17 protein-coding genes, 4 tRNA genes, 3 rRNA genes and 1 riboswitch are annotated in these 25,043 nt (G+C 53.7%); of the genes, 20 read left to right on the forward strand and 4 right to left on the reverse strand.

Features of this window, described 5'->3' with window-relative positions; genetic code table 11:
* Positions 1–4 precede the first annotated feature (4 nt).
* The 3 genes from GC087_RS00925 (at position 5) to oxyR (ending at position 3,954) form a co-directional block, all read left to right on the forward strand.
* Positions 5–1,222, forward strand: coding sequence for an argininosuccinate synthase (locus GC087_RS00925; RefSeq protein ID WP_058701584.1), 1,218 nt, complete (start codon positions 5–7; stop codon positions 1,220–1,222).
* Between the two features lie 88 nt (positions 1,223–1,310).
* The gene (gene argH / locus GC087_RS00930; protein WP_033738117.1) at positions 1,311–2,684 is read left to right on the forward strand and encodes an argininosuccinate lyase; all 1,374 of its coding nucleotides are present in this window, start codon (positions 1,311–1,313) and stop codon (positions 2,682–2,684) included.
* Positions 2,685–3,036: 352 nt separating this feature from the next.
* The gene (gene oxyR, locus GC087_RS00935; protein ID WP_006121171.1) at positions 3,037–3,954 is read left to right on the forward strand and encodes a DNA-binding transcriptional regulator OxyR; all 918 of its coding nucleotides are present in this window, start codon (positions 3,037–3,039) and stop codon (positions 3,952–3,954) included.
* On the opposite strand, the gene sthA is transcribed toward oxyR, so the two are convergent.
* On the reverse strand, positions 3,937–5,337 hold the full coding sequence (gene sthA, locus GC087_RS00940; RefSeq protein WP_033738119.1) for a Si-specific NAD(P)(+) transhydrogenase: 1,401 nt from the start codon (positions 5,335–5,337) through the stop codon (positions 3,937–3,939). The two genes, oxyR and sthA, sit on opposite strands and share 18 nt — an antisense overlap.
* A 193-nt stretch (positions 5,338–5,530) precedes the next feature.
* Here sthA and fabR point away from each other — a divergent pair, with 193 nt between their 5' ends.
* Positions 5,531–6,178: an HTH-type transcriptional repressor FabR gene (gene fabR, locus GC087_RS00945; protein WP_324029435.1), complete on the forward strand. Its 648-nt coding sequence runs from the start codon at positions 5,531–5,533 to the stop codon at positions 6,176–6,178.
* A gap of 14 nt (positions 6,179–6,192) precedes the next feature.
* Positions 6,193–6,546, forward strand: coding sequence for a YijD family membrane protein (locus tag GC087_RS00950; protein ID WP_006121168.1), 354 nt, complete (start codon positions 6,193–6,195; stop codon positions 6,544–6,546).
* A 34-nt stretch (positions 6,547–6,580) separates the two neighbouring features.
* On the opposite strand, the gene trmA is transcribed toward GC087_RS00950, so the two are convergent.
* On the reverse strand, positions 6,581–7,684 hold the full coding sequence (gene trmA, locus GC087_RS00955; RefSeq protein WP_039342545.1) for a tRNA (uridine(54)-C5)-methyltransferase TrmA: 1,104 nt from the start codon (positions 7,682–7,684) through the stop codon (positions 6,581–6,583).
* A 121-nt stretch (positions 7,685–7,805) separates the two neighbouring features.
* Positions 7,806–7,989, forward strand: a riboswitch (cobalamin riboswitch).
* A 62-nt stretch (positions 7,990–8,051) separates the two neighbouring features.
* Between trmA and btuB the strand changes: the two genes are divergently transcribed.
* The 9 genes from btuB (at position 8,052) to GC087_RS01000 (ending at position 16,766) form a co-directional block, all read left to right on the forward strand.
* On the forward strand, positions 8,052–9,938 hold the full coding sequence (gene btuB / locus GC087_RS00960; RefSeq protein WP_039342563.1) for a TonB-dependent vitamin B12 receptor BtuB: 1,887 nt from the start codon (positions 8,052–8,054) through the stop codon (positions 9,936–9,938).
* Positions 9,883–10,734: a glutamate racemase gene (gene murI / locus GC087_RS00965; protein ID WP_006121165.1), complete on the forward strand. Its 852-nt coding sequence runs from the start codon at positions 9,883–9,885 to the stop codon at positions 10,732–10,734. The genes btuB and murI overlap by 56 nt, the downstream gene beginning before the upstream one ends.
* 396 nt (positions 10,735–11,130) lie before the next feature.
* Positions 11,131–12,672 (forward strand): 16S ribosomal RNA (locus tag GC087_RS00970).
* Positions 12,673–12,744: 72 nt separating this feature from the next.
* A tRNA-Ile gene (locus tag GC087_RS00975) sits at positions 12,745–12,821 on the forward strand.
* Between the two features lie 142 nt (positions 12,822–12,963).
* Positions 12,964–13,039 (forward strand) — tRNA-Ala (locus GC087_RS00980).
* 204 nt (positions 13,040–13,243) lie between these two features.
* Positions 13,244–16,149: ribosomal RNA gene (locus tag GC087_RS00985) — 23S ribosomal RNA — on the forward strand.
* A 103-nt stretch (positions 16,150–16,252) separates the two neighbouring features.
* Positions 16,253–16,368: ribosomal RNA gene (rrf, locus tag GC087_RS00990) — 5S ribosomal RNA — on the forward strand.
* The 16S, 23S and 5S rRNA genes sit together here with 4 tRNA genes alongside, the layout of an rRNA operon.
* A gap of 237 nt (positions 16,369–16,605) precedes the next feature.
* A tRNA-Asp gene (locus GC087_RS00995) sits at positions 16,606–16,682 on the forward strand.
* 8 nt (positions 16,683–16,690) lie between these two features.
* Positions 16,691–16,766 (forward strand) — tRNA-Trp (locus GC087_RS01000).
* A 109-nt stretch (positions 16,767–16,875) separates the two neighbouring features.
* Here the strand turns inward: GC087_RS01000 and hdfR are convergent.
* Positions 16,876–17,700, reverse strand: a complete 825-nt coding sequence (gene hdfR / locus GC087_RS01005; protein ID WP_006121164.1) for an HTH-type transcriptional regulator HdfR — start codon at positions 17,698–17,700, stop codon at positions 16,876–16,878.
* Positions 17,701–17,821: 121 nt separating this feature from the next.
* On the opposite strand from hdfR, the gene GC087_RS01010 reads away from it, so the two are divergent.
* Positions 17,822–18,160, forward strand: coding sequence for a MaoP family protein (locus tag GC087_RS01010; protein WP_006121163.1), 339 nt, complete (start codon positions 17,822–17,824; stop codon positions 18,158–18,160).
* 23 nt (positions 18,161–18,183) lie between these two features.
* Here the strand turns inward: GC087_RS01010 and GC087_RS01015 are convergent, their stop codons facing one another.
* Entirely contained in the window at positions 18,184–19,704 is a 1,521-nt protein-coding gene (locus GC087_RS01015; RefSeq protein WP_205953774.1) for a YifB family Mg chelatase-like AAA ATPase, read from the reverse strand.
* 331 nt (positions 19,705–20,035) lie between these two features.
* On the opposite strand from GC087_RS01015, the gene ilvL reads away from it, so the two are divergent.
* From ilvL to ilvD, 5 genes are all read left to right on the forward strand, one after another.
* A complete protein-coding gene (gene ilvL / locus GC087_RS01020) occupies positions 20,036–20,134 on the forward strand; it encodes an ilv operon leader peptide (RefSeq protein ID WP_071785161.1) in 99 nt (32 codons plus the stop codon).
* A 149-nt stretch (positions 20,135–20,283) separates the two neighbouring features.
* Positions 20,284–21,930: an acetolactate synthase 2 catalytic subunit gene (ilvG, locus tag GC087_RS01025; protein WP_006121161.1), complete on the forward strand. Its 1,647-nt coding sequence runs from the start codon at positions 20,284–20,286 to the stop codon at positions 21,928–21,930.
* Positions 21,927–22,184: an acetolactate synthase 2 small subunit gene (gene ilvM, locus GC087_RS01030; RefSeq protein WP_006121160.1), complete on the forward strand. Its 258-nt coding sequence runs from the start codon at positions 21,927–21,929 to the stop codon at positions 22,182–22,184. The genes ilvG and ilvM overlap by 4 nt, the downstream gene beginning before the upstream one ends.
* An 18-nt stretch (positions 22,185–22,202) precedes the next feature.
* On the forward strand, positions 22,203–23,132 hold the full coding sequence (locus GC087_RS01035) for a branched-chain amino acid transaminase (RefSeq protein ID WP_033738329.1): 930 nt from the start codon (positions 22,203–22,205) through the stop codon (positions 23,130–23,132).
* 60 nt (positions 23,133–23,192) lie between these two features.
* Complete coding sequence (gene ilvD, locus GC087_RS01040) at positions 23,193–25,043, forward strand: dihydroxy-acid dehydratase (RefSeq protein ID WP_324029437.1); 1,851 nt, start codon at positions 23,193–23,195, stop codon at positions 25,041–25,043.

Genomic DNA, 25,043 nt, shown 5'->3' on the forward strand with positions numbered 1-25,043 from the left:
CGAAATGCAAACGCAAAACATCAAAAAAATCGTACTGGCTTACTCCGGTGGTCTGGATACTTCGGCCATTATTCCCTGGCTGAAAGAAACCTATGGCGGCTGTGAAGTGGTCGCGTTCGTGGCGGATATCGGTCAGGAACGTAGCGATCTGGAAGGCGTTGAGAAGAAAGCGCTGCAGTCAGGTGCATCAGAATGTCACGTTGTCGATCTGCGTGAAGAGTTCATCAGTGACTACGTTTATCCGGTGCTGCAGACCGGGGCCCTGTATGAAGGCACGTATCTGCTGGGTACCTCAATGGCGCGTCCTATCATCGCGAAAGCCCAGGTTGAGCTGGCGCTGAAAGTGGGTGCTGATGCGCTGTGCCACGGTGCCACGGGTAAAGGTAATGACCAGGTGCGTTTCGAAACCACTTACACCGCACTGGCGCCGCAGCTGAAAGTGGTTGCGCCATGGCGCGAGTGGGATCTGCGGTCGCGTGAAGCGCTGCTGGATTATCTGAAAGCGCGCAACATCCCTACCACCGCTTCGCTGGAAAAAATCTACAGCCGTGATGAAAACGCCTGGCACATTTCTACCGAAGGCGGCGTGCTGGAAAGCCCGTCTAACGCGCCTAACAAGGATTGCTGGGTCTGGACTGTCGATCCGCTGGAAGCGCCCGATCAGCCAGAAGACGTGACAGTAACCGTTGAAAAAGGCCGCGTGGTGGCGGTGAACGGTGAAAGACTGAGCCCGTTCCAGTGTCTGGAAAAACTGAATGTGCTGGGCGCAAAACATGGCGTGGGCCGTATCGATATCGTTGAAAACCGTCTGGTAGGCATTAAATCACGCGGCTGTTACGAAACCCCTGGCGGCACCATTATGGTTAACGCGCTGCGTGCGGTAGAGCAACTGGTTCTGGATCGCGACAGCTTCAAATGGCGTGAGCAGCTGGGCCATGAAATGTCTTATGTGGTTTACGATGGTCGCTGGTTTGCGCCGCTGCGTAAATCTATCCAGGCGGCGGCAGAGTCGCTGGCGGAAGAGGTTAACGGCGAAGTGGTTCTGCAACTCTACAAAGGTCAGGCCACGGCGACGCAGAAGCGTTCAGCTAACAGCCTGTATTCCGAAGAGTTCGCGACCTTCGGCGAAGACGAAGTTTACGATCATCGTCATGCAGGCGGCTTTATTCGTCTGTTCTCACTCTCTTCACGTATCCGTGCGCTGAACGAGCAGAAAAAGTAATCGCAGGCGGGGATCGCCTCGCCTCTCAGTATGGCATCAGGGGCGGCTTTCAGGCCGCCCCTGGTTTAACGACTTGAAGGAGATTCACATGGCACTTTGGGGTGGACGCTTTACCCAGGCAGCAGATCAACGTTTCAAACAGTTCAACGACTCGCTGCGTTTTGATTACCGCCTGGCAGAGCAGGACATCATTGGCTCAGTGGCCTGGTCCAAAGCGCTGGTGACGGTAAATGTCCTGAGCAGTGATGAGCAGCAACAGCTTGAAGCCGCACTGAACGCACTGCTGGAGGAGGTTCGTGCCAATCCTGAGCAAATCCTGCAAAGCGATGCCGAAGATATTCACAGCTGGGTTGAAGGCCAGTTGATTGAGAAAGTCGGTGCGCTGGGCAAAAAACTGCACACCGGCCGTAGCCGCAATGATCAGGTGGCGACCGACCTGAAACTCTGGTGTAAAGAGCAGGTTGCCGCACTGCTGGATGCCACACGTGAGCTGCAGCAGGCGCTGGTGGCGACTGCCGAAGTCAATCAGGACGCGGTGATGCCGGGCTATACACATTTACAGCGTGCACAGCCGGTGACGTTTGCACACTGGTGCCTCGCTTACGTTGAAATGCTGGCGCGCGATGAAAGCCGTTTGCAGGATACGTTAAAGCGTCTTGATGTCAGCCCGTTAGGTTGTGGTGCACTGGCCGGAACGGCTTACGCTATTGACCGTGAGCAACTGGCAGGCTGGTTAGGCTTTGCGTCTGCAACGCGTAACAGCCTGGATACCGTATCCGACCGTGATCATGTGCTGGAGCTGCTTTCCGATGCGTCAATCGGCATGGTGCACCTTTCACGTTTTGCGGAAGACATGATTTTCTTCAATACCGGCGAAGCCGGCTTTATCGAACTCTCGGATAAAGTCACCTCAGGTTCGTCCCTGATGCCACAAAAGAAAAATCCGGATGCACTGGAGCTGATCCGTGGAAAATGCGGGCGGGTTCAGGGCGCGTTAACCGGCATGATGATGACGCTGAAAGGCCTGCCGCTTGCCTATAACAAAGACATGCAGGAAGACAAAGAAGGGCTGTTTGATGCGCTGGATACCTGGCTGGACTGCCTGCATATGTCCGTGCTGGTGCTGGAAGGTTTGCAGGTAAAACGTCCTCGCTGCCAGGAAGCGGCCGAACAGGGTTACGCAAACTCAACGGAACTGGCCGATTATCTCGTGGCAAAAGGCGTTCCCTTCCGTGAAGCGCACCATATCGTGGGAGAAACGGTCGTTGCAGCGATCGCGCAAGGTGTGGCACTGGAAGCCTTGTCGTTATCTCAGCTTAAGCAGTTCAGTGCTGTTATCGAAGACGATGTCTATCCGGTGCTGGCCCTGTCATCCTGCCTGGATAAGCGCAATGCGCAGGGAGGCGTTTCACCGTCTCAGGTTGCCCGTGCCATTGCGGATGCCAAAGCGCGCTTAGCCTGAGTCGCAGATAAAAAAAGAGCGGGCATACCATGCCCGCCAACCTCTAGCTTCAGAAACTACTTTTATTTTAGGCACATCATCAGACCATCGGTGCTCCCGACCGATGTTCAGATTCGTTACGCTTGTCGTCTGGCCTTCGCCTGTTCAGTTTTTTGTTTTATCAGCGTTGCCAGAAGATTTGCGTCAGCTAAAAACAGCGGATAACGCTGTCTTTATGATTCAGAAAACATTTCCCTGGGTGGCGATGAGTCTGAATTTGATGTGGGCATTATTCCCATCCGCTCTTGATAGGGCCAATCGTTGGTTGCTATTCTATCTATCGCCACGAGCTATCGTGGAATGGAGGGTAATAATGAATATCCGTGATCTTGAATATCTGGTTTCGCTTGCTGAACATCGTCACTTCCGACGTGCGGCGGATGCCTGTCATGTCAGTCAGCCGACCTTAAGCGGGCAGATTCGCAAATTAGAAGATGAGTTAGGTGTCATGCTGCTGGAACGTACCAGCCGCAAAGTACTGTTTACGCAGGCCGGTTTGCTGCTGGTCGACCAGGCGCGTACTGTCCTTCGTGAAGTCAAAGTGCTGAAAGAGATGGCCAGTCAGCAGGGCGAAGCGATGTCAGGACCACTGCATATTGGGCTGATTCCCACCACCGGTCCGTATTTACTGCCGCAAATTATTCCTATGCTGCATCAGACTTTTCCAAAGCTGGAAATGTACCTGCATGAAGCACAGACCCAGCAATTGCTGGCTCAGCTCGACAGCGGCAAACTGGACTGCGCGATTCTGGCGCTGGTCAAAGAAAGCGAAGCCTTTATTGAAGTCCCGCTGTTCGATGAACCGATGAAGCTGGCGGTTTATGAGGATCATCCGTGGCGCGAACGCGATCGTGTGCCCATGTCCGATCTGGCTGGTGAAAAACTGCTGATGCTGGAAGACGGCCACTGCCTGCGCGATCAGGCCATGGGTTTTTGTTTTGAAGCGGGTGCAGACGAAGATACCCATTTCCGTGCGACAAGCCTGGAAACGTTGCGCAATATGGTCGCGGCAGGAAGCGGTATTACGTTACTGCCTGCTCTGGCTGTCCCGCCACAGCGTGTGCGTGATGGGGTTTGTTATCTGCCCTGTTATAAGCCGGTACCACAGCGTACGATTGCGCTGGTTTACCGTCCCGGCTCACCTCTGCGCAGCCGTTATGAACAACTGGCAGAGGCAATCCGCACACATATGCAAGGCTATTTCGATACCACGCTAAAACAGGCGGTTTAAACCGTTTAGCGCGGCGACGCGATACGCTTCTGCCATGGTGGGGTAGTTAAAGGTGGTATTCACAAAGTACTCAATTGTGTTGCCACCATTTTTTTGCTCCATGATCGCCTGACCGATATGGATAATCTCCGCAGCACGTTCCCCAAAGCAGTGAATGCCCAGAATCTCTTTGGTTTCACGGTGGAACAGGATCTTCAGACTACCGACGTTCATCCCCACAATCTGCGCACGCGCCAGATGTTTAAACTGCGCACGTCCCACTTCGTAAGGCACTTTCATCGCCGTGAGCTGCTGTTCGGTTTTGCCTACAGAGCTGATTTCCGGAATGGTATAAATCCCGGTCGGAATGTCTTCGATCAGGTGCGCTGAGGCTTCGCCTTTAATGATGGCCTGTGCGGCAATACGGCCCTGATCGTAAGCAGCGGAGGCCAGGCTGGGGTAACCAATGACGTCGCCCACTGCATAAATGTGCGGCTGCGCTGTCTGATACATGCTGTTCACTTTCAACAGCCCACGGCCATCCGCTTCCAGACCGACATTTTCCAGCGACAGTGAATCGGTGTTACCTGTACGGCCGTTCGCATACAGCAGGCAGTCCGCTTTGACTTTCTTGCCGGATTTCAGGTGCATGATAACGCCGTCATCCACGCCTTCAATCTTCTCAAACTCTTCGTTGTGACGAATCACCACGCCGCTGTTCCAGAAGTGATAAGACAGCGAGTCAGACATCTCCTGATCAAGGAACGCCAGCAGGCGGTCACGGGTGTTGATCAGGTCAACCTTGACATTGAGCCCACGGAAAATGGAAGCATATTCACAGCCAATCACGCCCGCGCCATAAATGATGACGTGGCCGGGTTCATGATGCAGGTTGAGAATAGAATCGGAATCGTAAATACGTGGATGGGTAAAGTCGACATCATGCGGATGATAAGGGCGCGAACCACAGGCAATAATAAATTTCCCGGCGGTCAGCTGTTCGCGCGTGCCATCATGATGTTCCACTTCAACCGTGTTGGCATCCACGAAATGCGCATCGCCCTGAAACAGCTCACAGCGATTGCGCTCGTAAAAACCCTGACGCATTGCGGTTTGTTGGCTGATCACGCTTTCCGTGTGATTGAGAATATCGGCAAACGATGAGCGGAGAAGGCGGGTATGGTCACTGTAGAGGGGATTCTGGTTGAACTCGATGATGCGGCTCACAGCATGACGAAGGGCTTTCGAGGGGATCGTACCCCAGTGTGTACAGCCGCCGCCTATGTTGTGATAGCGTTCGATAACCGCGATTCGGGCGCCTTGCTTCACCAGCCCCATCGCCGCACCTTCACCGCCTGGTCCTGATCCAATCACAATGACATCGTAATCGTAAGACTTTTGCATACCGGTACGTCCTATTATTTATACATTTTTACAACGAGATTCTAACATCTCGCCGCGCACTTCTGAATTCTAACAGCGATTTTCATCACGTTTTGGCTTTCAGTGAGGTTTAACACGTCGTCACAAAGTTTGCCGGACTGTACGCTGAATATTTTGTTATAGTGCTGTTTCAGAACCTCACAAGGCAGAGAGAATGGGCGTCAGAGCGCAACAAAAAGAACGTACACGACGTACACTGATTGAAGCTGCCTTCAGTCAGCTCAGCGCCGAACGCAGTTTTGCCAGTCTGAGTTTACGTGAGGTTGCCCGCGAGGCGGGCATCGCGCCAACCTCTTTTTATCGGCACTTTAAAGATGTCGATGAGCTGGGTTTAACCATGGTGGATGAAAGCGGGCTGATGCTGCGGCAGTTGATGCGACAGGCACGTCAACGTATTGCGAAAGGCGGCAGCATCATTAAAACCTCTATCGCCACCTTTATGGAGTTCATCGAAAATAACCCCAATGCGTTTCGGCTGCTGTTACGCGAACGTTCGGGGACGTCTGCGGCTTTCCGTGCGGCGGTTGCGCGTGAAATCCAACATTTTATTGCTGAACTGGCTGATTATCTTGAGGTCGAAAACCGCATGCCGCGCAGCTTCACCGAAGCGCAGGCTGAAGCGATGGTGACCATTGTCTTCAGTGCCGGTGCCGAGGCGCTGGATATTGATATAGCGCAGCGTCGTAAGCTGGAAGATCGTCTGGTATTGCAGTTACGTATGATCGCGAAGGGCGCGTATTACTGGTATCGCCGGGAACAAGAACGCCTGGCGGTAACCCTGGAGAAACCTGAAGAGCTATGAATAAGGACCCTGCCATGACCCACCCAAGCTCCCGTGATAAAGGCACGATGTTACTGGCTTTTATTACCGGCCTTGCTATGAACGGCTCGTTCTCTGTGCTGTTTAGTGCTTTCGTTCCTTTTTCTATTTTCCCGTTGATTGCGTTGGGGCTGGCGGCATGGTGCCTGCATCAACGCTACCTGAATAAAAGTATGCCCGATGGGGTTCCGGGGCTGGCTGCGGCCTTCTTCCTGCTGGGAATCCTGGTGTACAGCGCATTAGTGCGTGCCGAATATCCGGATATCGGATCTAACTTTATCCCCACGATTCTTATGGTCGGGCTGGTGTTCTGGATTGCCCTGCGTTACAAGCGCAATCGCAACCGGTAATCACAAAAACGGGAACCCCTGGGTTCCCGTTTTTTTACGCTTTGCGCGTCAGTAGCACACCGCATTCCATATGATGGGTATACGGGAACTGGTCAAACAGGGCCAGTCGCGTGACATCATGGGTTTGCGCCAGCTCCAGCAGATTGTCACACAGGGTTTGCGGGTTGCAGGAGATATACAGGATCGTGCGATAAGCCTGCACCATCCTGACGGTTTCCTCATCCAGCCCACTGCGCGGCGGATCCACAAAGATCGTCTCGCAGTCATAACTCTTCAGGTCGATCCCCTCCAGCCGGTTAAAGCTGCGCACGCCGTTCATTGCCTGGGTAAACTCTTCGGCCGCCATGCGAATAATCTGGACATTATCAATCTGGTTGGCGGCAATATTGTACTGGGCCGACGCGACAGATGGCTTGGCAATTTCCGTGGCCAGCACGCGGCGGAAATTTCTGGCCAGCGCCAGCGAGAAGTTGCCATTACCACAGTAGAGTTCCAGTAAATCGCCACGGGAACCCGTTGTCACATCCAGCGCCCATTCCAGCATATGAATGTTCATCGCCGCGTTGGGTTGCGTGAAGCTGTTCTCCACCTGTCGATAAATCATCTCTTTACCGGCGACCGGCAAACGCTCTTCCACGTAATCCCGATCAAGGCAAATTTTGGTCTTAGTGGCGCGACCAATCAGCTGCACATCGACGCCTTCCGCCCGCAACTGATCGCGTAACGTTGTGGCGGCCTGCTGCCATTCCTCATCCAGCTTGCGGTGATAGAGCAGAGAGATGACGATTTGGTTGCTTAGCGTCGACAGATAATCAAGCTGGAACAGCTTATGGCGCAGGATGCGATTATCGCGAATGGCCGCCATCATTTTCGGCATCATCTGGTTAATCAGGGCACTGGCCGCCGGGAACTGGTCAACGCGAATGCGCTGTTTCGTCTCCTGATCGAAAATGATGTGATAAATGTCGTCGCCATCATGCCAGATGCGGAATTCTGCACGCATGCGATAGTGGCTGACCGGTGAACGGAACACCTCCACGGCGGGGGCAGCGAAAGGCGTCATCATCGTTTCTAACCGACTGACTTTTTCCGCCAGCTGCGCGTCATACTGTTCAACAGGGAGATGTTCGGGTGTCATGTTTAATCCTGGTTAATAGCCTGCTTGCCGGGCGATTGTAGGGATTCACCTGCTGATGTCCAGTCCTGCGCGCGCGAGCAGAGCGTCGGGGTGTGCAGATCTGGACTTGCCCGTGCGCGCTTCGTAGACTGCGGGCACCGGCCTCAACCTTGAGTTAACAGGGAATCCAGTGTGAATCTGGAGCTGACGCGCAGCGGTAAGGAATGTCAGGGTGATTGCGATTGCAGACACTGTCCTGCGGGATGGGAAGTCATCACCTGCTATGATTCCCAGCCCGAAGACCTGCCGGTGTGACGTCGCCACGCGTACAGTCATCGCGTGCTATCGACTGTATGCCTGCGGCCTTTTTCTTTTGGATGCGATAAAAATGAGTAAAACAACAACCCCGCTGTTTGCCTTCAGTGCAACGGCGATTTTCCTCTGGGCGCAAAATGGCTTTGCACAGAGAAGTGATGATGCGCTCATCGTGACGGCTAATCGTTTTCAACAGCCGGTTTCGTCGGTGCTGGCTTCAACCTCGGTGGTGACACGGGATGAGATTGAACTGTGGCAGGCAAAAAATCTGGTAGACGTGCTTCGTCGCCTGCCCGGCGTGGATATTGCGCAGAACGGTGGGATTGGGCAAAGCGCGTCAATGTTTGTGCGAGGCGCTGAAGCGCGCCAGACGTTGATTCTTGTGGATGGCGTGCCCTTTGCCAGACCGGGCATCACCGGTGCAGCGGACTTCAATCTGATTCCGATCTCCCTTATACAACGCGTTGAATTCATTCGCGGGCCGCGCTCCTCCGTCTATGGCGCTGATGCCATTGGCGGAGTGGTAAACGTGATTACTCAAAATCCACAAAATCACAATGTGCTTTCTGCAGGCATGGGGTCAAAGGGATATCAGGAATACAGCGGGGGCGTAAACCAGAATGTGACCGACCAAACCCGCCTTACCGTCGCCGGTTCTTATCAGGCAACCAATGGCTATAACATCCAGCCTGATTCGACGTCTCCAGCCGATCGCGATCGTGATGGCTGGCGCAACAAAGCGTTCTGGGCAGGGGTTGAGCATAAGTTCAATGACATGTTTTCTGGTTTCTTTCGTGGTTATGGTTATGCGGCGAATACTGACTACGATGCTGGCTTCCCGGGCGGATCGGATGAGCAGCAGATTTATAACCACGCCTTTGATACCGGCCTGCGCTTTACTAAAGGTGATTATTCTTCTCAACTGGTCGCCAGCTACCAAAAGTACAAAATATATAATTATGTTGGCGCTGAGGGACGTTACGCAGACTCCAATACGCTGGATGATATGGATCAGCGCAACCTTCAATGGGGGAACGCCTTCGCAGTCGGTTATGGCACGGTGAGTACCGGGATTGACTGGCAGCGGCAAGCGTTGAGCTCAGTAGGCCAACTCTTTTCTGGCCAGCCCAGAGAAACGGACCGCTATAAGCAGGATAATACCGGGGCATATCTGACGACGCAGCAGCAATTGGGCACTGTTACGCTTGAAGGTGCTGTCCGGGGGGACGATAACCAGGATTATGGTCGTCATGGTACCTGGCAAACGGCGGCTGGATGGGAGTTTGTGCCGGGTTATAAGGCATCGCTCTCCTATGGCACCGGTTTCCAGGCACCGACGCTGGGGCAGCTTTATGGCCAAAAGCATTTTGGCATTAGCGCCAATCCCGATTTGCAGCCTGAGAAATCAAAACAATGGGAAGCTGCGCTCGAAGGGTTAAGTGGCCCCGTTAACTGGCGGCTGGCGGCCTACCGTAATCACGTCACGAACCTGATTGACTATGCGTCCGATCCGGTGACATTCCAGGGCGGCTATTTCAATCAGAAAGCGGTGACAATGAAAGGTATTGAAGCCACCGCAGACTTCGATACGTCTTTCCTGCATCATCAAATCACCTTAGGCTATCTTGATGCCCGACGGGATTCGGATGATGAAGTCCTGGCTCGCCGGTCTCATCAACAGATGAAATATCAGTTGGGTGTAATGGTTTATGAGGCTGATATAGATGTTATTTACCAGTATTTTGGCAAGCGTTATGACAATAACACGAGCCAGTACACGAGTGAGCAGCGCCGTTTGCCGGCCTACAGCACCGTTGATCTCGCCGTATCGTATCCTGTCACATCACATCTGACCGTTCGTGGTAGAATTGCCAACCTGTTCGATAAAGATTACGAGACAGCGTATGGCTACCAGACTCCAGGAAGAGAGTATTACCTCAACGGAAGCTACAGCTTCTGACCTGCGCCCGACTGTGCTGGTGTTTGATTCCGGCGTAGGCGGGCTTTCTGTCTATGATGAGGTTCGGCAACTCCTGCCGGACCTGCATTATCTTTATGCGTTCGATAACGCTGGTTTTCCTTATGGTGAGAAAACCGAGACCTTTATTGTCGAGCGTGTTGTTGCGATGGTTGATGCCATTACTCGCCGTCATCCCATTTCTCTCGTCATTATTGCCTGTAATACCGCCAGCACCGTGACTTTGCCTGCATTACGTGAGCGATTTGCCTTTCCGGTTGTCGGCGTTGTACCGGCAATCAAACCGGCTGCACGCCTTACACGTAACGGTGTGGTCGGGCTGCTGGCGACGCGCGCAACGGTCCGGCGTTCGTACACGCATGATCTGGTGTCGCAGTTTGCTAAAACCTGCAAGATTGAAATGCTGGGCTCAGCCGAGCTGGTGGAGTTAGCCGAAGCCAAGCTTCATGGCGATAAGGTTTCACTGGATGATGTCAGGCGCATTGTGCAACCCTGGTTACGTATGACGGAGCCACCGGATACTGTCGTATTAGGCTGCACGCACTTTCCTTTACTTCGCGATGAGCTTCAGCATGTCCTGCCTGAAGGTACGCGTTTGATTGACTCCGGTGCCGCAATAGCCAGACGTACTGCCTGGCTACTGGACAATGAAGCACCCGAAGTCCGCTCGCCGGATCAAAACATGGCGTTTTGCACTGAGCTGGATGAAGAGGCGGCGCAATTATCGTCGGTTTTACAGCGTTATGGCTTCCCGTTGCTTGAAAAACTGGCGCTTTAGCGGGTTTTCGCTGAAAAAAACAGCACTCGGAAAATTAATTGAAATTAGCCCTTGTCAGCTTCGAAGAACTCCCTATAATGCGCCTCCACTGACACGGCACAACGGAATACGAAGCGCCGGGTTGAGTAAGGTTCAGAATCATTCGAGCCGATGAGTTTAGCAAAAATAAGTGCTTGACTCATAAAGCGGAAAGCGTAATATATGCAGCCCGCGCCACAGAGAAGTGTGGCACTGCTCTTTAACAATTTATCAGACAATCTGTGTGGGCACTCGCAGGATTGATATCCGCGTCTCCGGACGCAAAAAAATATCAAGTCTTAAGAGTGAACACGTATTGAAATTCATTACGACGTTTTCCTTGAGCATCGCTGCACTGGTTGCAGCAAATCAAACTTTAAATTGAAGAGTTTGATCATGGCTCAGATTGAACGCTGGCGGCAGGCCTAACACATGCAAGTCGGACGGTAGCACAGAGGAGCTTGCTCCTCGGGTGACGAGTGGCGGACGGGTGAGTAATGTCTGGGAAACTGCCCGATGGAGGGGGATAACTACTGGAAACGGTAGCTAATACCGCATAACGTCGCAAGACCAAAGTGGGGGACCTTCGGGCCTCACGCCATCGGATGTGCCCAGATGGGATTAGCTTGTAGGCGGGGTAACGGCCCACCTAGGCGACGATCCCTAGCTGGTCTGAGAGGATGACCAGCCACACTGGAACTGAGACACGGTCCAGACTCCTACGGGAGGCAGCAGTGGGGAATATTGCACAATGGGCGCAAGCCTGATGCAGCCATGCCGCGTGTATGAAGAAGGCCTTCGGGTTGTAAAGTACTTTCAGCGGGGAGGAAGGTGGTGAGGTTAATAACCTCATCAATTGACGTTACCCGCAGAAGAAGCACCGGCTAACTCCGTGCCAGCAGCCGCGGTAATACGGAGGGTGCAAGCGTTAATCGGAATTACTGGGCGTAAAGCGCACGCAGGCGGTCTGTTAAGTCAGATGTGAAATCCCCGGGCTTAACCTGGGAACTGCATTTGAAACTGGCAGGCTTGAGTCTCGTAGAGGGGGGTAGAATTCCAGGTGTAGCGGTGAAATGCGTAGAGATCTGGAGGAATACCGGTGGCGAAGGCGGCCCCCTGGACGAAGACTGACGCTCAGGTGCGAAAGCGTGGGGAGCAAACAGGATTAGATACCCTGGTAGTCCACGCCGTAAACGATGTCGACTTGGAGGTTGTTCCCTTGAGGAGTGGCTTCCGGAGCTAACGCGTTAAGTCGACCGCCTGGGGAGTACGGCCGCAAGGTTAAAACTCAAATGAATTGACGGGGGCCCGCACAAGCGGTGGAGCATGTGGTTTAATTCGATGCAACGCGAAGAACCTTACCTACTCTTGACATCCAGCGAACTTTCCAGAGATGGATTGGTGCCTTCGGGAACGCTGAGACAGGTGCTGCATGGCTGTCGTCAGCTCGTGTTGTGAAATGTTGGGTTAAGTCCCGCAACGAGCGCAACCCTTATCCTTTGTTGCCAGCGATTCGGTCGGGAACTCAAAGGAGACTGCCGGTGATAAACCGGAGGAAGGTGGGGATGACGTCAAGTCATCATGGCCCTTACGAGTAGGGCTACACACGTGCTACAATGGCGCATACAAAGAGAAGCGACCTCGCGAGAGCAAGCGGACCTCATAAAGTGCGTCGTAGTCCGGATCGGAGTCTGCAACTCGACTCCGTGAAGTCGGAATCGCTAGTAATCGTGGATCAGAATGCCACGGTGAATACGTTCCCGGGCCTTGTACACACCGCCCGTCACACCATGGGAGTGGGTTGCAAAAGAAGTAGGTAGCTTAACCCTCGGGAGGGCGCTTACCACTTTGTGATTCATGACTGGGGTGAAGTCGTAACAAGGTAACCGTAGGGGAACCTGCGGTTGGATCACCTCCTTACCTGAAGATACCTTCGTGCGAAGTGCTCACACAGATTGTCTGATAGAAAGTCACGAGCAGAAAAACCTCTACAGGCTTGTAGCTCAGGTGGTTAGAGCGCACCCCTGATAAGGGTGAGGTCGGTGGTTCAAGTCCACTCAGGCCTACCAACTTCGCACTCATGCTGCGTTATGTCTCCGGCTCGCATAGTTCACTATGCTTCGCGGACACACGCCTTGCCTGAGCACGAAGTGCATTTCTCATGAAGTGCACGCAGTTGAGTGGTGGTAGTGGTCTCTGCAGTAACTGTATGGGGCTATAGCTCAGCTGGGAGAGCGCCTGCCTTGCACGCAGGAGGTCAGCGGTTCGATCCCGCTTAGCTCCACCATACTTGCTGTTTTTTTTCTGACAATACTTCAGAGCGTACCGGCGACGGTGTGCTGCGAAGTATTATGCTCTTTAACAATCCGGAACAAGCTGAAAATTTGAAACGACGCACGTCGTGTTCCTCCGTAATAAGGAACACAGCACGATGCGTTCGGGTCTCTCAAAAGCTCATAACACGCAAGCGCAAAACGCCTGTGGGTTGTGAGGTTAAGCGACCAAGCGTACACGGTGGATGCCCTGGCAGTCAGAGGCGATGAAGGGCGTGCTAATCTGCGATAAGCGCCGGTAAGGTGATATGAACCGCTATAACCGGCGATACCCGAATGGGGAAACCCAGTGTGACTCGTCACACTATCATGCAGTGAATCCATAGCGGCATGAGGCGAACCGGGGGAACTGAAACATCTAAGTACCCCGAGGAAAAGAAATCAACCGAGATTCCCCCAGTAGCGGCGAGCGAACGGGGAGGAGCCCAGAACCTGCATCAGCTTGTGCATCAGTGGAAGCGTCTGGAAAGTCGCAGGGTACAGGGTGATACTCCCGTACACAAAGGTGCACAGGTTGTGAGTTCGATGAGTAAGGCGGGACACGTGGTATCCTGTCTGAATATGGGGGGACCATCCTCCAAGGCTAAATACTCCTGACTGACCGATAGTGAACCAGTACCGTGAGGGAAAGGCGAAAAGAACCCCGGCGAGGGGAGTGAAACAGAACCTGAAACCGTGTACGTACAAGCAGTGGGAGCACCTTCGTGGTGTGACTGCGTACCTTTTGTATAATGGGTCAGCGACTTATATTCTGTAGCAAGGTTAACCGTATAGGGGAGCCGCAGGGAAACCGAGTCTTAACTGGGCGTTAAGTTGCAGGGTATAGACCCGAAACCCGGTGATCTAGCCATGGGCAGGTTGAAGGTTGGGTAACACTAACTGGAGGACCGAACCGACTAATGTTGAAAAATTAGCGGATGACCTGTGGCTGGGGGTGAAAGGCCAATCAAACCGGGAGATAGCTGGTTCTCCCCGAAAGCTATTTAGGTAGCGCCTCGTGAACTCATCTCCGGGGGTAGAGCACTGTTTCGGCTAGGGGGCCATCCCGGCTTACCAACCCGATGCAAACTGCGAATACCGGAGAATGTTATCACGGGAGACACACGGCGGGTGCTAACGTCCGTCGTGAAGAGGGAAACAACCCAGACCGCCAGCTAAGGTCCCAAAGTCATGGTTAAGTGGGAAACGATGTGGGAAGGCACAGACAGCCAGGATGTTGGCTTAGAAGCAGCCATCATTTAAAGAAAGCGTAATAGCTCACTGGTCGAGTCGGCCTGCGCGGAAGATGTAACGGGGCTAAACCATGCACCGAAGCTGCGGCAGCGACGCGTAAGCGTTGCTGGGTAGGGGAGCGTTCTGTAAGCCGTTGAAGGTGTGCTGTGAGGCATGCTGGAGGTATCAGAAGTGCGAATGCTGACATAAGTAACGATAAACAAGGTGAAAAACCTTGTCGCCGGAAGACCAAGGGTTCCTGTTCAACGTTAATCGGAGCAGGGTGAGTCGACCCCTAAGGCGAGGCCGAAAGGCGTAGTCGATGGGAAACAGGTTAATATTCCTGTACTTGGTGTTACTGCGAAGGGGGGACGGAGAAGGCTATATCGGCCGGGCGACGGTTGTCCCGGTTTAAGCGTGTAGGTGTGTGCGCCAGGCAAATCCGGTGCACTTTACACTGAGGCGTGACGACGAGGCACTACGGTGCTGAAGTGATAAATGCCCTGCTTCCAGGAAAAGCCTCTAAGCATCAGGTAACACGAAATCGTACCCCAAACCGACACAGGTGGTCAGGTAGAGAATACCCAGGCGCTTGAGAGAACTCGGGTGAAGGAACTAGGCAAAATGGTGCCGTAACTTCGGGAGAAGGCACGCTGGCGCGTAGGTGAGGGGACTTGCTCCCGGAGCCGAGGCCAGTCGAAGATACCAGCTGGCTGCAACTGTTTATTAAAAACACAGCACTGTGCAAACACGAAAGTGGACGTATACGGTGTGACGCCTGCCCGGTGCCGGAAGGTTAATTGATGGGGTTATCCGTAAGGAGAAGCTCTTGATCGAAGCCCCGGTAAACGGCGGCCGTAACTATAACGGTCCTAAGGTAGCGAAATTCCTTGTCGGGTAAGTTCCGACCTGCACGAATGGCGTAATGATGGCCAGGCTGTCTCCACCCGAGACTCAGTGAAATTGAAATCGCTGTGAAGATGCAGTGTACCCGCGGCAAGACGGAAAGACCCCGTGAACCTTTACTACAGCTTGACACTGAACACTGAGCCTTGATGTGTAGGATAGGTGGGAGGCTTTGAAGCGTGGACGCCAGTCTGCGTGGAGCCGTCCTTGAAATACCACCCTTTAATGTTTGGTGTTCTAACGTGGGCCCGTGATCCGGGCTGCGGACAGTGTCTGGTGGGTAGTTTGACTGGGGCGGTCTCCTCCCAAAGCGTAACGGAGGAGCACGAAGGTTGGCTAATCCTGGTCGGACATCAGGAGGTTAGTGCAATGGCATAAGCCAGCTTGACTGCGAGAGTGACGGCTCGAGCAGGTGCGAAAGCAGGTCATAGTGATCCGGTGGTTCTGAATGGAAGGGCCATCGCTCAACGGATAAAAGGTACTCCGGGGATAACAGGCTGATACCGCCCAAGAGTTCATATCGACGGCGGTGTTTGGCACCTCGATGTCGGCTCATCACATCCTGGGGCTGAAGTAGGTCCCAAGGGTACGGCTGTTCGCCGTTTAAAGTGGTACGCGAGCTGGGTTTAGAACGTCGTGAGACAGTTCGGTCCCTATCTGCCGTGGGCGCTGGAGAATTGAGGGGGGTTGCTCCTAGTACGAGAGGACCGGAGTGAACGCACCGCTGGTGTCCGGGTTGTCACGCCAGTGGCACTGCCCGGTAGCTAAGTGCGGAAAAGATAAGTGCTGAAAGCATCTAAGCACGAAACTTGCCCCGAGATGAGTTCTCCCTGAGGCTCCGAGCCTCCTGAAGGGACGTTGAAGACGACGACGTTGATAGGCCGGGTGTGTAAGCGCAGCGATGCGTTGAGCTTACCGGTACTAATGACCCGTGAGGCTTAACCTTACAACGCCAGAGGCGTTTTGGTTGAGAGACAGAAAGAATTTTCAGCCTTGTTTACCGGATAACGCCGTGCGGCCCGAGAGGGCGGTGCGGCAGACAGAATCTGCCTGGCGGCTGTAGCGCGGTGGTCCCACCTGACCCCATGCCGAACTCAGAAGTGAAACGCCGTAGCGCCGATGGTAGTGTGGGGTCTCCCCATGCGAGAGTAGGGAACTGCCAGGCATTAAATTAAAAAACCTGTACGTAACTTCGGGCAGTTCGCTACTCAACAGAGAGTAGGACAAAAGCGAACGCTTTTGAACGCTGCAACGCAGCGGCCCGAAGGGTGAATCACAGCGTGATTCATAAACTGCCAGGCATCAATTTAAGACCAGCACGCTGGTCATGACCTTACCGGTGACGCGGAAGGGCGAAACACCTGACAGCAGAACGTTTTTCTGCGATCAGTACAGAATCGGTGGAGCGGTAGTTCAGTTGGTTAGAATACCTGCCTGTCACGCAGGGGGTCGCGGGTTCGAGCCCCGTCCGTTCCGCCACCCTTTTTAGGGGCGTAGTTCAATTGGTAGAGCACCGGTCTCCAAAACCGGGTGTTGGGGGTTCGAGTCCCTCCGCCCCTGCCAGAAAAAGAAAAATCCTTTGCGTATGCGAAGGATTTTTTTTGCCTTAAGAAAAGCAAAACAGAAAACCAGCCAGCAAAGACTGGCTTAATCCTCGCTTTCTTCCCTCTCTTTAATTCGGCACGACTGGAAACTTCAGCAACTGACGGATATACGTCTGCTGATCACTGTTTTGCAGCCATACCGCATACAAAGGCCGCACCGCCACAGACGTATCGGGCATCACTATCAGGTCGCTGTACAAGCTTTGCCAGAACTCGGGCAGAAACGCGCAGGCTCCTGTCGTGTGCAACAATTCACGCGTCACCTGTGCTGATGTCGTTGTTAATACCGGAACATCGTCCCCGCCGGAAAGATAACTTTGGTGCTGATGAAAGTCCGCGCCCCATTCCAGCTTAATATAGTCATATTTCTCACGCTTTTCGGTCTGCCGGGAACGAAACAGTGCCAGCGAGATATGACCTATCTGCTGGCTGGTCAATTCATCCATCTTTGGTGCTTCCGTCGTAATCAATAAATCCAGTTGGCGTTCATGCAACTGTTTAACTAACAAATGACGCTGCGCCACACGCGCTTCCAGGTGCAGACTTTCCCTGTTTTCGTAGAGTGTCTGAAGCCATGGCGTCAGATAGGCTTCCCAAAGTGAGGCGCTGGCACCAATGGACAGCTCATGATGCTGCTGCGTGTGCGACACTTCTTTCTTCGCCATAAGCCAGGTATTCATCAGACTTTCCGCGTAAGGCAAAAGACGCTCACCTGCCGAGGTCAAACGGATGTTGTTGCGGTGTCGGGTAAAAAGATTCACTCCCAGTTGGTTTTCTAACTGGCGGATGCGAAAACTGACAGCAGACTGCGTTAAGTAAAGTGCTTCTGCAGCACGCCCGAAATGGCGAGTTCTGCTCACTTCCAGGAAAGTTTTCAGTAATTCCGTATCCACAGCCTTCTCCCAAAATTTGTTTGTCGTATAGATTTAAATGTTTTGTTTTACACTCTGTCAAGCGTATCTAATACTCCGCGCCATAAATAGCACGGCCATAAGAGAAACAGGAGCGTGTAACATGGCGGAAAGCTTCTCAACGGAAAATCGTTTCTTTGATAACAAACATTACCCACGCGGATTTTCGCGTCATGGGGACTTTACGATTAAAGAAGCACAGCTACTTGAACGCCACGGCGTCGCGTTTAATGAGCTGGATCTTGCCAAACGTGAACCAGCGACAGAAGAAGAGCGTTTGTTCATCGAGGTATGTCGTGGTGTCCGTGAGCCGCAGACGGAAGCAGAACGTGTCTGGTCCAAATACATGACCCGTATCAAGCGTCCTAAGCGTTTTCACACACTGTCAGGCGGTAAGCCACAAATGGATACCGTTGAAGACTACACAGAAAGCGACGATTAATGAAAAGGGGCGAAAGCCCCTTTTTACTGCAGGTTGTTATGAAGATAGGTCATGAGGCGGTCAATGCTTCGGTAACTGACGGCTTCCTGCAAATGATAACGGCTGATCGTCTCTTCACCGGCCAAATCGGCCACCGTGCGCGCCACTTTCAGGATCCGCTGCCAAGCCCGTACTGATAAGCCCAACTGATTTAAAACAGACTCCAGCCACTTCGCATCCGCTGAACAAAGCGCACACCACCGTAATACCTCCGCATTAGCTAAATGAGCGTTGATTTTTCCTGAACGCGCAATCTGTCTTTGCCGGGCAACAAGCACGCGCTCGCGTACCGCCACAGAACTTTCTCCCGTCTGCTGTTGCTGGCCTAACAGTCCCGGCGGTAGCAATGGCACCTCCAGCGACAGATCAAAGCGATCAAGGAAGGGGCCGGAAAGTTTGCTGAGATAGCGTAAAATCTGCTGCGGTGAGGTGCGGTTATGCTGTCCCTGATAGTGTCCTGTCGGACTGGGATTCATCGCAGCGACTAACTGAAAACGTGCAGGGTAAACCACCTTAGCCCTGGCTCGCGAAATCGCGACTTCACCGGACTCAATGGGTTCGCGCAATGCATCCAGAACGCTGCGCTGGAATTCAGGCAATTCATCTAAAAAAAGCACTCCATTATGGGCCAGCGAGATCTCGCCGGGACGGGGCAATGCGCCACCGCCAATGAGCGCATACAGTGAAGCACTATGATGAGGGGCCCTGAACGGCCTTTTACGCCATGAATGATGCACAGGGCCCGCATTACTCAGGCTGGCTATCGCTGCGCATTCTAAGGCCTCCTGATCGCTTAATGGCGGCATGATGCCCGGTAAACGAGTGGCAAGCATGGTTTTGCCTGTGCCTGGCGGTCCGATCAGCATCAGGTTATGTCCACCGGCCGCCGTGATCTCCAGGGCACGGCGTCCTTGTTCCTGCCCGACAATATCGCGAAGATCGTCTGTGATTTCGTCGGTGTTATCGGCGTGGGGGGTGGCAATCGTGAGTTCACCCCTGTTGTGTAAGAAAGCACAAACGTCGATCAAATGGGCGGCTACCAGCGTTGAGCCTTTACGGATTAAACCCACATCAGTCTGGTTTTCTGCTGAGAGAATCAACTGCCTGCCAGCTTTAATCGCCGCAAGGGCAGCCGGAATGGCGGCCTGTACACCACACAGAGCGCCGTTTAGCGCCAGCTCGCCCAGAAACTCATATCCGCCCAGCTTCTCTGCAGGGAGCTGTTCAGACGCGACCAGAATGGCGACAGCCATGGGCAAATCGTAGCGCCCGCCTTCCTTAGGCAGATCGGCCGGGCCCAGATTGATGGTGATTCGCCGGGCAGGGAAGTCAAAGCCGCTGTTAATGATGGCGCTACGGACACGTTCGCGTGCCTCCTTGACGGTAGTTTCCGGTAAGCCCACCAACGTCAGGGCAGGCAATCCGTTGCTGATATGGACTTCAATAGTCACCAGCGGCGCATCAACCCCGATGGCTGCACGTGTCAGAACTTTTGACAAAGACATGGCCGCTCCCAAATGCGGCAAGTCTGCCCTGGCGCTTCAATGACGGCGAGGGCCAAAAGGACAAAATGTAAGCTGCGCCGTGATTTATTTGCGCACTATACATCCGCACGCTTTTTTTTGTGGAACCGGACTTTGAACGCGGTATAACCGCATCGGCATGGTTTTTTTGTCAAAGTCGGGGCTCAATAAAATAATCTTTTAATTACAAATTGATAACGAAAGAACGCAATGGGCCGCAATAAAAAACCTGATAAAAAATATTGTAATTAGCCTACTAACTATGATAACTCTGTAGGCATTACTTCGAACGAGTTAAAGAATCGAATACGTTATGAAAGCCCTTCTACTAGTGATTAGCCTTGTCGTGATTAGCGTGGTGGTGATTATTAACCCACTGTGCGGGGCAACGCTTGGAGCAAGAAAGGCTTAAAAATCAAGCCAGAACTCTAAAAAAACCCCCGCACCGAAAGGTCCGGGGGTTTTTTTTTGACCTGGCAAAATTCAGTAAATCTGCAAGGAACAAACAATGAACAGTAGCATAAAATTCTGTTGTTCCCCTCAGGCGACAGGAGAATAACGATGACAGGTGCACAATGGGTAGTTCAGGCTTTACGCGCACAAGGCGTTGATACCGTATTTGGTTACCCTGGCGGCGCCATCATGCCAGTGTACGATGCGCTATACGACGGCGGCGTCGAACACCTGTTGTGCCGTCACGAGCAGGGCGCGGTGATGGCCGCAATCGGCTATGCCCGTTCAACCGGTAAAACCGGTGTCTGCATTGCCACTTCGGGCCCCGGTGCAACAAATCTAATCACCGGCCTGGCTGACGCCATGATGGACTCCGTGCCGGTTGTCGCGTTGACCGGTCAGGTCGCTTCTGCCTTCATCGGTACGGATGCCTTTCAGGAAATCGATGTTCTCGGTCTGTCGTTAGCCTGCACCAAACACAGCTTCATGGTTGAATCGCTGGATGATTTGCCTTCCGTGATGGCCGAGGCGTTCGCCATTGCGCAGTCGGGTCGCCCCGGGCCGGTATTAGTCGATATCCCAAAGGATATTCAGCTGGCAAAAGGGGAACCTTCACCGCAGTTGATGCCGGTGGAAGAAGCGATGTCGATGCCGCATCAGGCAATTATTGACGCGCGGGCAATGATGGCGCAGGCCAAAAAACCTATGCTGTATGTCGGCGGTGGCGTCGGCATGGCGCAAGCGGTGCCGGCACTGCGCGCGTTGATGCAGGAAACCGGCATTCCCGCTGTTGCCACGCTGAAGGGCCTGGGAAGTGTGGATGCCGACAGCGAATGTTATCTGGGCATGCTGGGCATGCACGGCACTAAGGCCGCTAATCTGGCCGTCCAGTCCTGCGACCTGTTAATCGCGGTGGGTGCCCGTTTTGACGACCGCGTCACCGGTAAACTGGACACCTTCGCCCCGCTGGCCAGCGTGATCCATCTGGATGTGGACCCTGCAGAACTGAATAAGCTGCGCCGTGCACATGTGTCGCTGCAAGGCGATCTCAACCATGTCCTGCCGGCCCTGAGCCAGCCTTTACAGATTCAGGCCTGGCGCGACGAAGTCATGGCGCTGAAAGCACAGCATGCGTGGCGCTACGATCATCCCGGTGAAGCCATCTATGCGCCGTTATTACTGAAACAATTGTCCGATCGCAAACCGGCAAACACTGTTGTTACCACCGACGTAGGTCAGCATCAGATGTGGGCGGCCCAGCATATAGCCTGTGACGCCCCTGAAGATTTCATCACCTCCAGTGGCTTAGGCACCATGGGCTTTGGCCTGCCTGCGGCAATCGGCGCACAGGTTGCGCGCCCTCACGATACCGTCATCTGTGTCTCGGGCGACGGCTCTATCATGATGAATATTCAGGAACTGGGCACCATTAAGCGTGGCAAACTGCCTGTGAAAATTCTGCTGCTGGATAACCAGCGTCTGGGCATGGTTCGCCAGTGGCAGCAGCTGTTTTTTGACGGTCGCTACAGTGAAACCATCCTGACCGACAACCCCGACTTCCTCACGCTGGCCAGCGCATTTGATATCCCGGGCCAGCGAATCACCCGTAAAGATCAGGTCGACGCCGCAATCGATGCTCTGCTGAACAGTGAAGGTCCTTATTTCCTGCACGTGTCAATTGATGAGCATGAAAACGTCTGGCCATTGGTACCGCCCGGTGCCAGCAACGCCAACATGATGGAGAAAACCGTATGAACCAGCATCAATTGTCTATCGAAGCGCGCTTTCGACCTGAAATATTGGAACGCATTTTACGTGTAGTACGCCATCGTGGCTTTCAGGTGTGTTCAATGAACATGGCGACTGTGGCTAACGCCGAAAACATTAATATCGAAATGACCGTTGCCAGCCAGCGCTCTGTCGATTTACTGTCTTCCCAGTTAAGCAAACTGATGGATGTCGCCTGCGTCCAGATTCAACAACAGACATCACAACAAATCCGCGCGTAGTCGCGAAAGGAAATAATAATGAGCACCAAGAAAGCAGATTTCATTTGGTTCAACGGCGAAATGGTTAAGTGGGAAGAGGCGAAAGTCAGCGTGATGTCTCACGCTCTGCATTACGGCACCTCGGTATTTGAAGGCGTGCGCTGCTACGACTCACACAAAGGCCCGGTCGTCTTCCGTCACCGCGAGCACATGCAGCGTCTGCACGATTCCGCCAAAATTTACCGTTTCCCGATCAAGCACAGCGTTGATGAACTGATGGAAGCCTGCCGTGAAGTGATTCGCGTGAACAACCTGAAAAGCGCCTACATCCGTCCGCTGGCTTTCGTGGGCGATGTCGGTCTGGGCGTGAACCCGCCGGATGGCTTCACCACGGATGTGATTGTTGCAGCGTTCCCGTGGGGCGCTTACCTGGGTGCTGAAGCGCTGGAAAACGGCATTGATGCCATGGTGTCTTCATGGAACCGCGTTGCGCCAAACACATTGCCAACCGCAGCAAAAGCGGGCGGCAACTATCTGTCTTCCCTGCTGGTAGGCAGTGAGGCGCGCCGCCATGGCTATCAGGAAGGCATTGCGCTGGATACCAATGGCCTGATTTCAGAAGGCGCAGGCGAAAATCTGTTTGAAGTGAAAGATGGCGTGCTGTTTACCCCGCCGTTTACCTCCTCTGCACTGCCGGGCATCACCCGCGATGCCATCATCACGCTGGCGCGTAATATGGGCATCGAAGTGCGTGAACAGGCACTGTCTCGTGAATCTCTGTACCTGGCTGACGAAGTCTTTATGTCCGGCACGGCGGCAGAAATCACCCCGGTACGCAGCGTGGATCGCATTCAGGTTGGCGAAGGCAAATGTGGGCCCGTCACCAAACGCATTCAGCAGGCATTCTTTGGCCTGTTTACCGGCGAGACCGAAGACAAATGGGGCTGGCTGGACCCGGTTAACGCATAACCAGACCTTGCGCGGATGTCGCTGGATGTCCGCGATCTTATTTTGACTGGAGTAAAGAGCATGCCTAAGTACCGTTCCGCTACCACCACCCACGGCCGCAACATGGCTGGTGCCCGTGCCCTCTGGCGCGCAACAGGAATGACCGACGATGATTTCGGCAAACCGATTATCGCCGTCGTTAACTCATTCACCCAGTTTGTGCCGGGCCACGTACACCTGCGTGACCTGGGTAAGCTGGTTGCCGAGCAAATCGAAGCGGCAGGTGGCGTGGCCAAAGAGTTCAACACGATCGCGGTGGACGACGGTATTGCCATGGGTCATGGCGGCATGCTGTATTCTCTGCCTTCACGTGAGCTGATTGCCGACTCTGTCGAGTACATGGTGAACGCGCACTGTGCTGATGCCATGGTCTGCATTTCAAACTGCGACAAAATCACCCCCGGCATGTTGATGGCCGCACTGCGCCTGAATATTCCGGTGATCTTTGTTTCCGGCGGCCCAATGGAAGCCGGTAAAACCAAACTGTCCGATCAGATCATCAAGCTGGATCTGGTGGATGCCATGATCCAGGGGGCTAACCCGAACGTCAGCGATGCTGACAGTGAGCAGATTGAACGCTCCGCCTGTCCAACCTGCGGCTCCTGTTCGGGCATGTTCACCGCAAACTCAATGAACTGCCTGACCGAAGCCCTCGGCCTGTCACAACCGGGTAACGGTTCACTGTTGGCCACCCATGCCGACCGTAAAGCGCTGTTCATTAACGCCGGTAAGCGCATCGTCAGCCTGACCAAACGCTATTACGAGCAGGATGATGTGAATATGCTGCCGCGCAACATCGCCACCAAAGCCGCGTTTGAAAATGCCATGACGCTGGATATCGCTATGGGCGGCTCTACAAATACCGTTCTGCACCTGCTGGCTGCCGCGCAGGAAGGTGAGGTGGACTTTAACATCTCTGATATCGATCGCCTGTCACGCAAAGTTCCTCAGTTGTGCAAAGTGGCACCAAGCACGCCGAAATATCACATGGAAGATGTGCACCGTGCGGGTGGCGTCATCGGTATTCTCGGCGAGCTGGATCGTGCCGGGCTGATTGACACCAGCGCCCGTAACATTCTGCAGCAGAGCCTGCGTGAAACGCTCGATCAGTACGACATCATGCTGACTCAGGATCAGGCGGTGAAGGACATGTTCCGTGCGGGTCCAGCCGGTATTCGAACGACTCAGGCGTTTTCGCAAAGTTGCCGTTGGGACTCGCTGGATGATGACCGCGCTGAAGGCTGTATCCGTACGCGCGAACATGCCTATTCCCAGGATGGTGGTCTGGCCGTGCTCTACGGCAACATTGCCGAAGATGGCTGTATCGTAAAAACCGCGGGCGTCGATAAAGAGATTCTGACGTTCAGCGGCCCGGCCAAAGTTTATGAAAGCCAGGATGACGCAGTGGAAGCTATCCTCGGTGGCAAAGTGGTAGCGGGTGACGTGGTTGTGATCCGTTACGAAGGGCCAAAAGGTGGGCCGGGCATGCAGGAAATGCTGTATCCCACCACTTACCTGAAGTCGATGGGGCTGGGTAAAAGTTGTGCCCTGATCACCGACGGTCGCTTCTCTGGCGGCACCTCTGGCCTGTCAATTGGTCACGCCTCACCTGAAGCCGCTAACGGCGGCACCATCGCGCTGGTGAAAGATGGCGATATCATCGATATCGATATCCCAAACCGCGGTATCAGACTGGCCGTACCGGATAATGAACTGCATGCCCGCCGTGAAGAGCAGGAAGCCCGTGGCGACGCAGCTTACACGCCGATGAACCGTCAGCGCGACGTGTCGTTTGCCCTGCGCGCCTATGCATCGCTCGCGACCAGCGCCGATAAAGGTGCTGTGCGCGATAAGAGTAAGCTGGGAGGCTAA

Origin of the sequence: Pantoea sp. JZ2 (genome assembly GCF_035191405.1) — a bacterium.
Taxonomy (GTDB): domain Bacteria; phylum Pseudomonadota; class Gammaproteobacteria; order Enterobacterales; family Enterobacteriaceae; genus Pantoea; species Pantoea stewartii.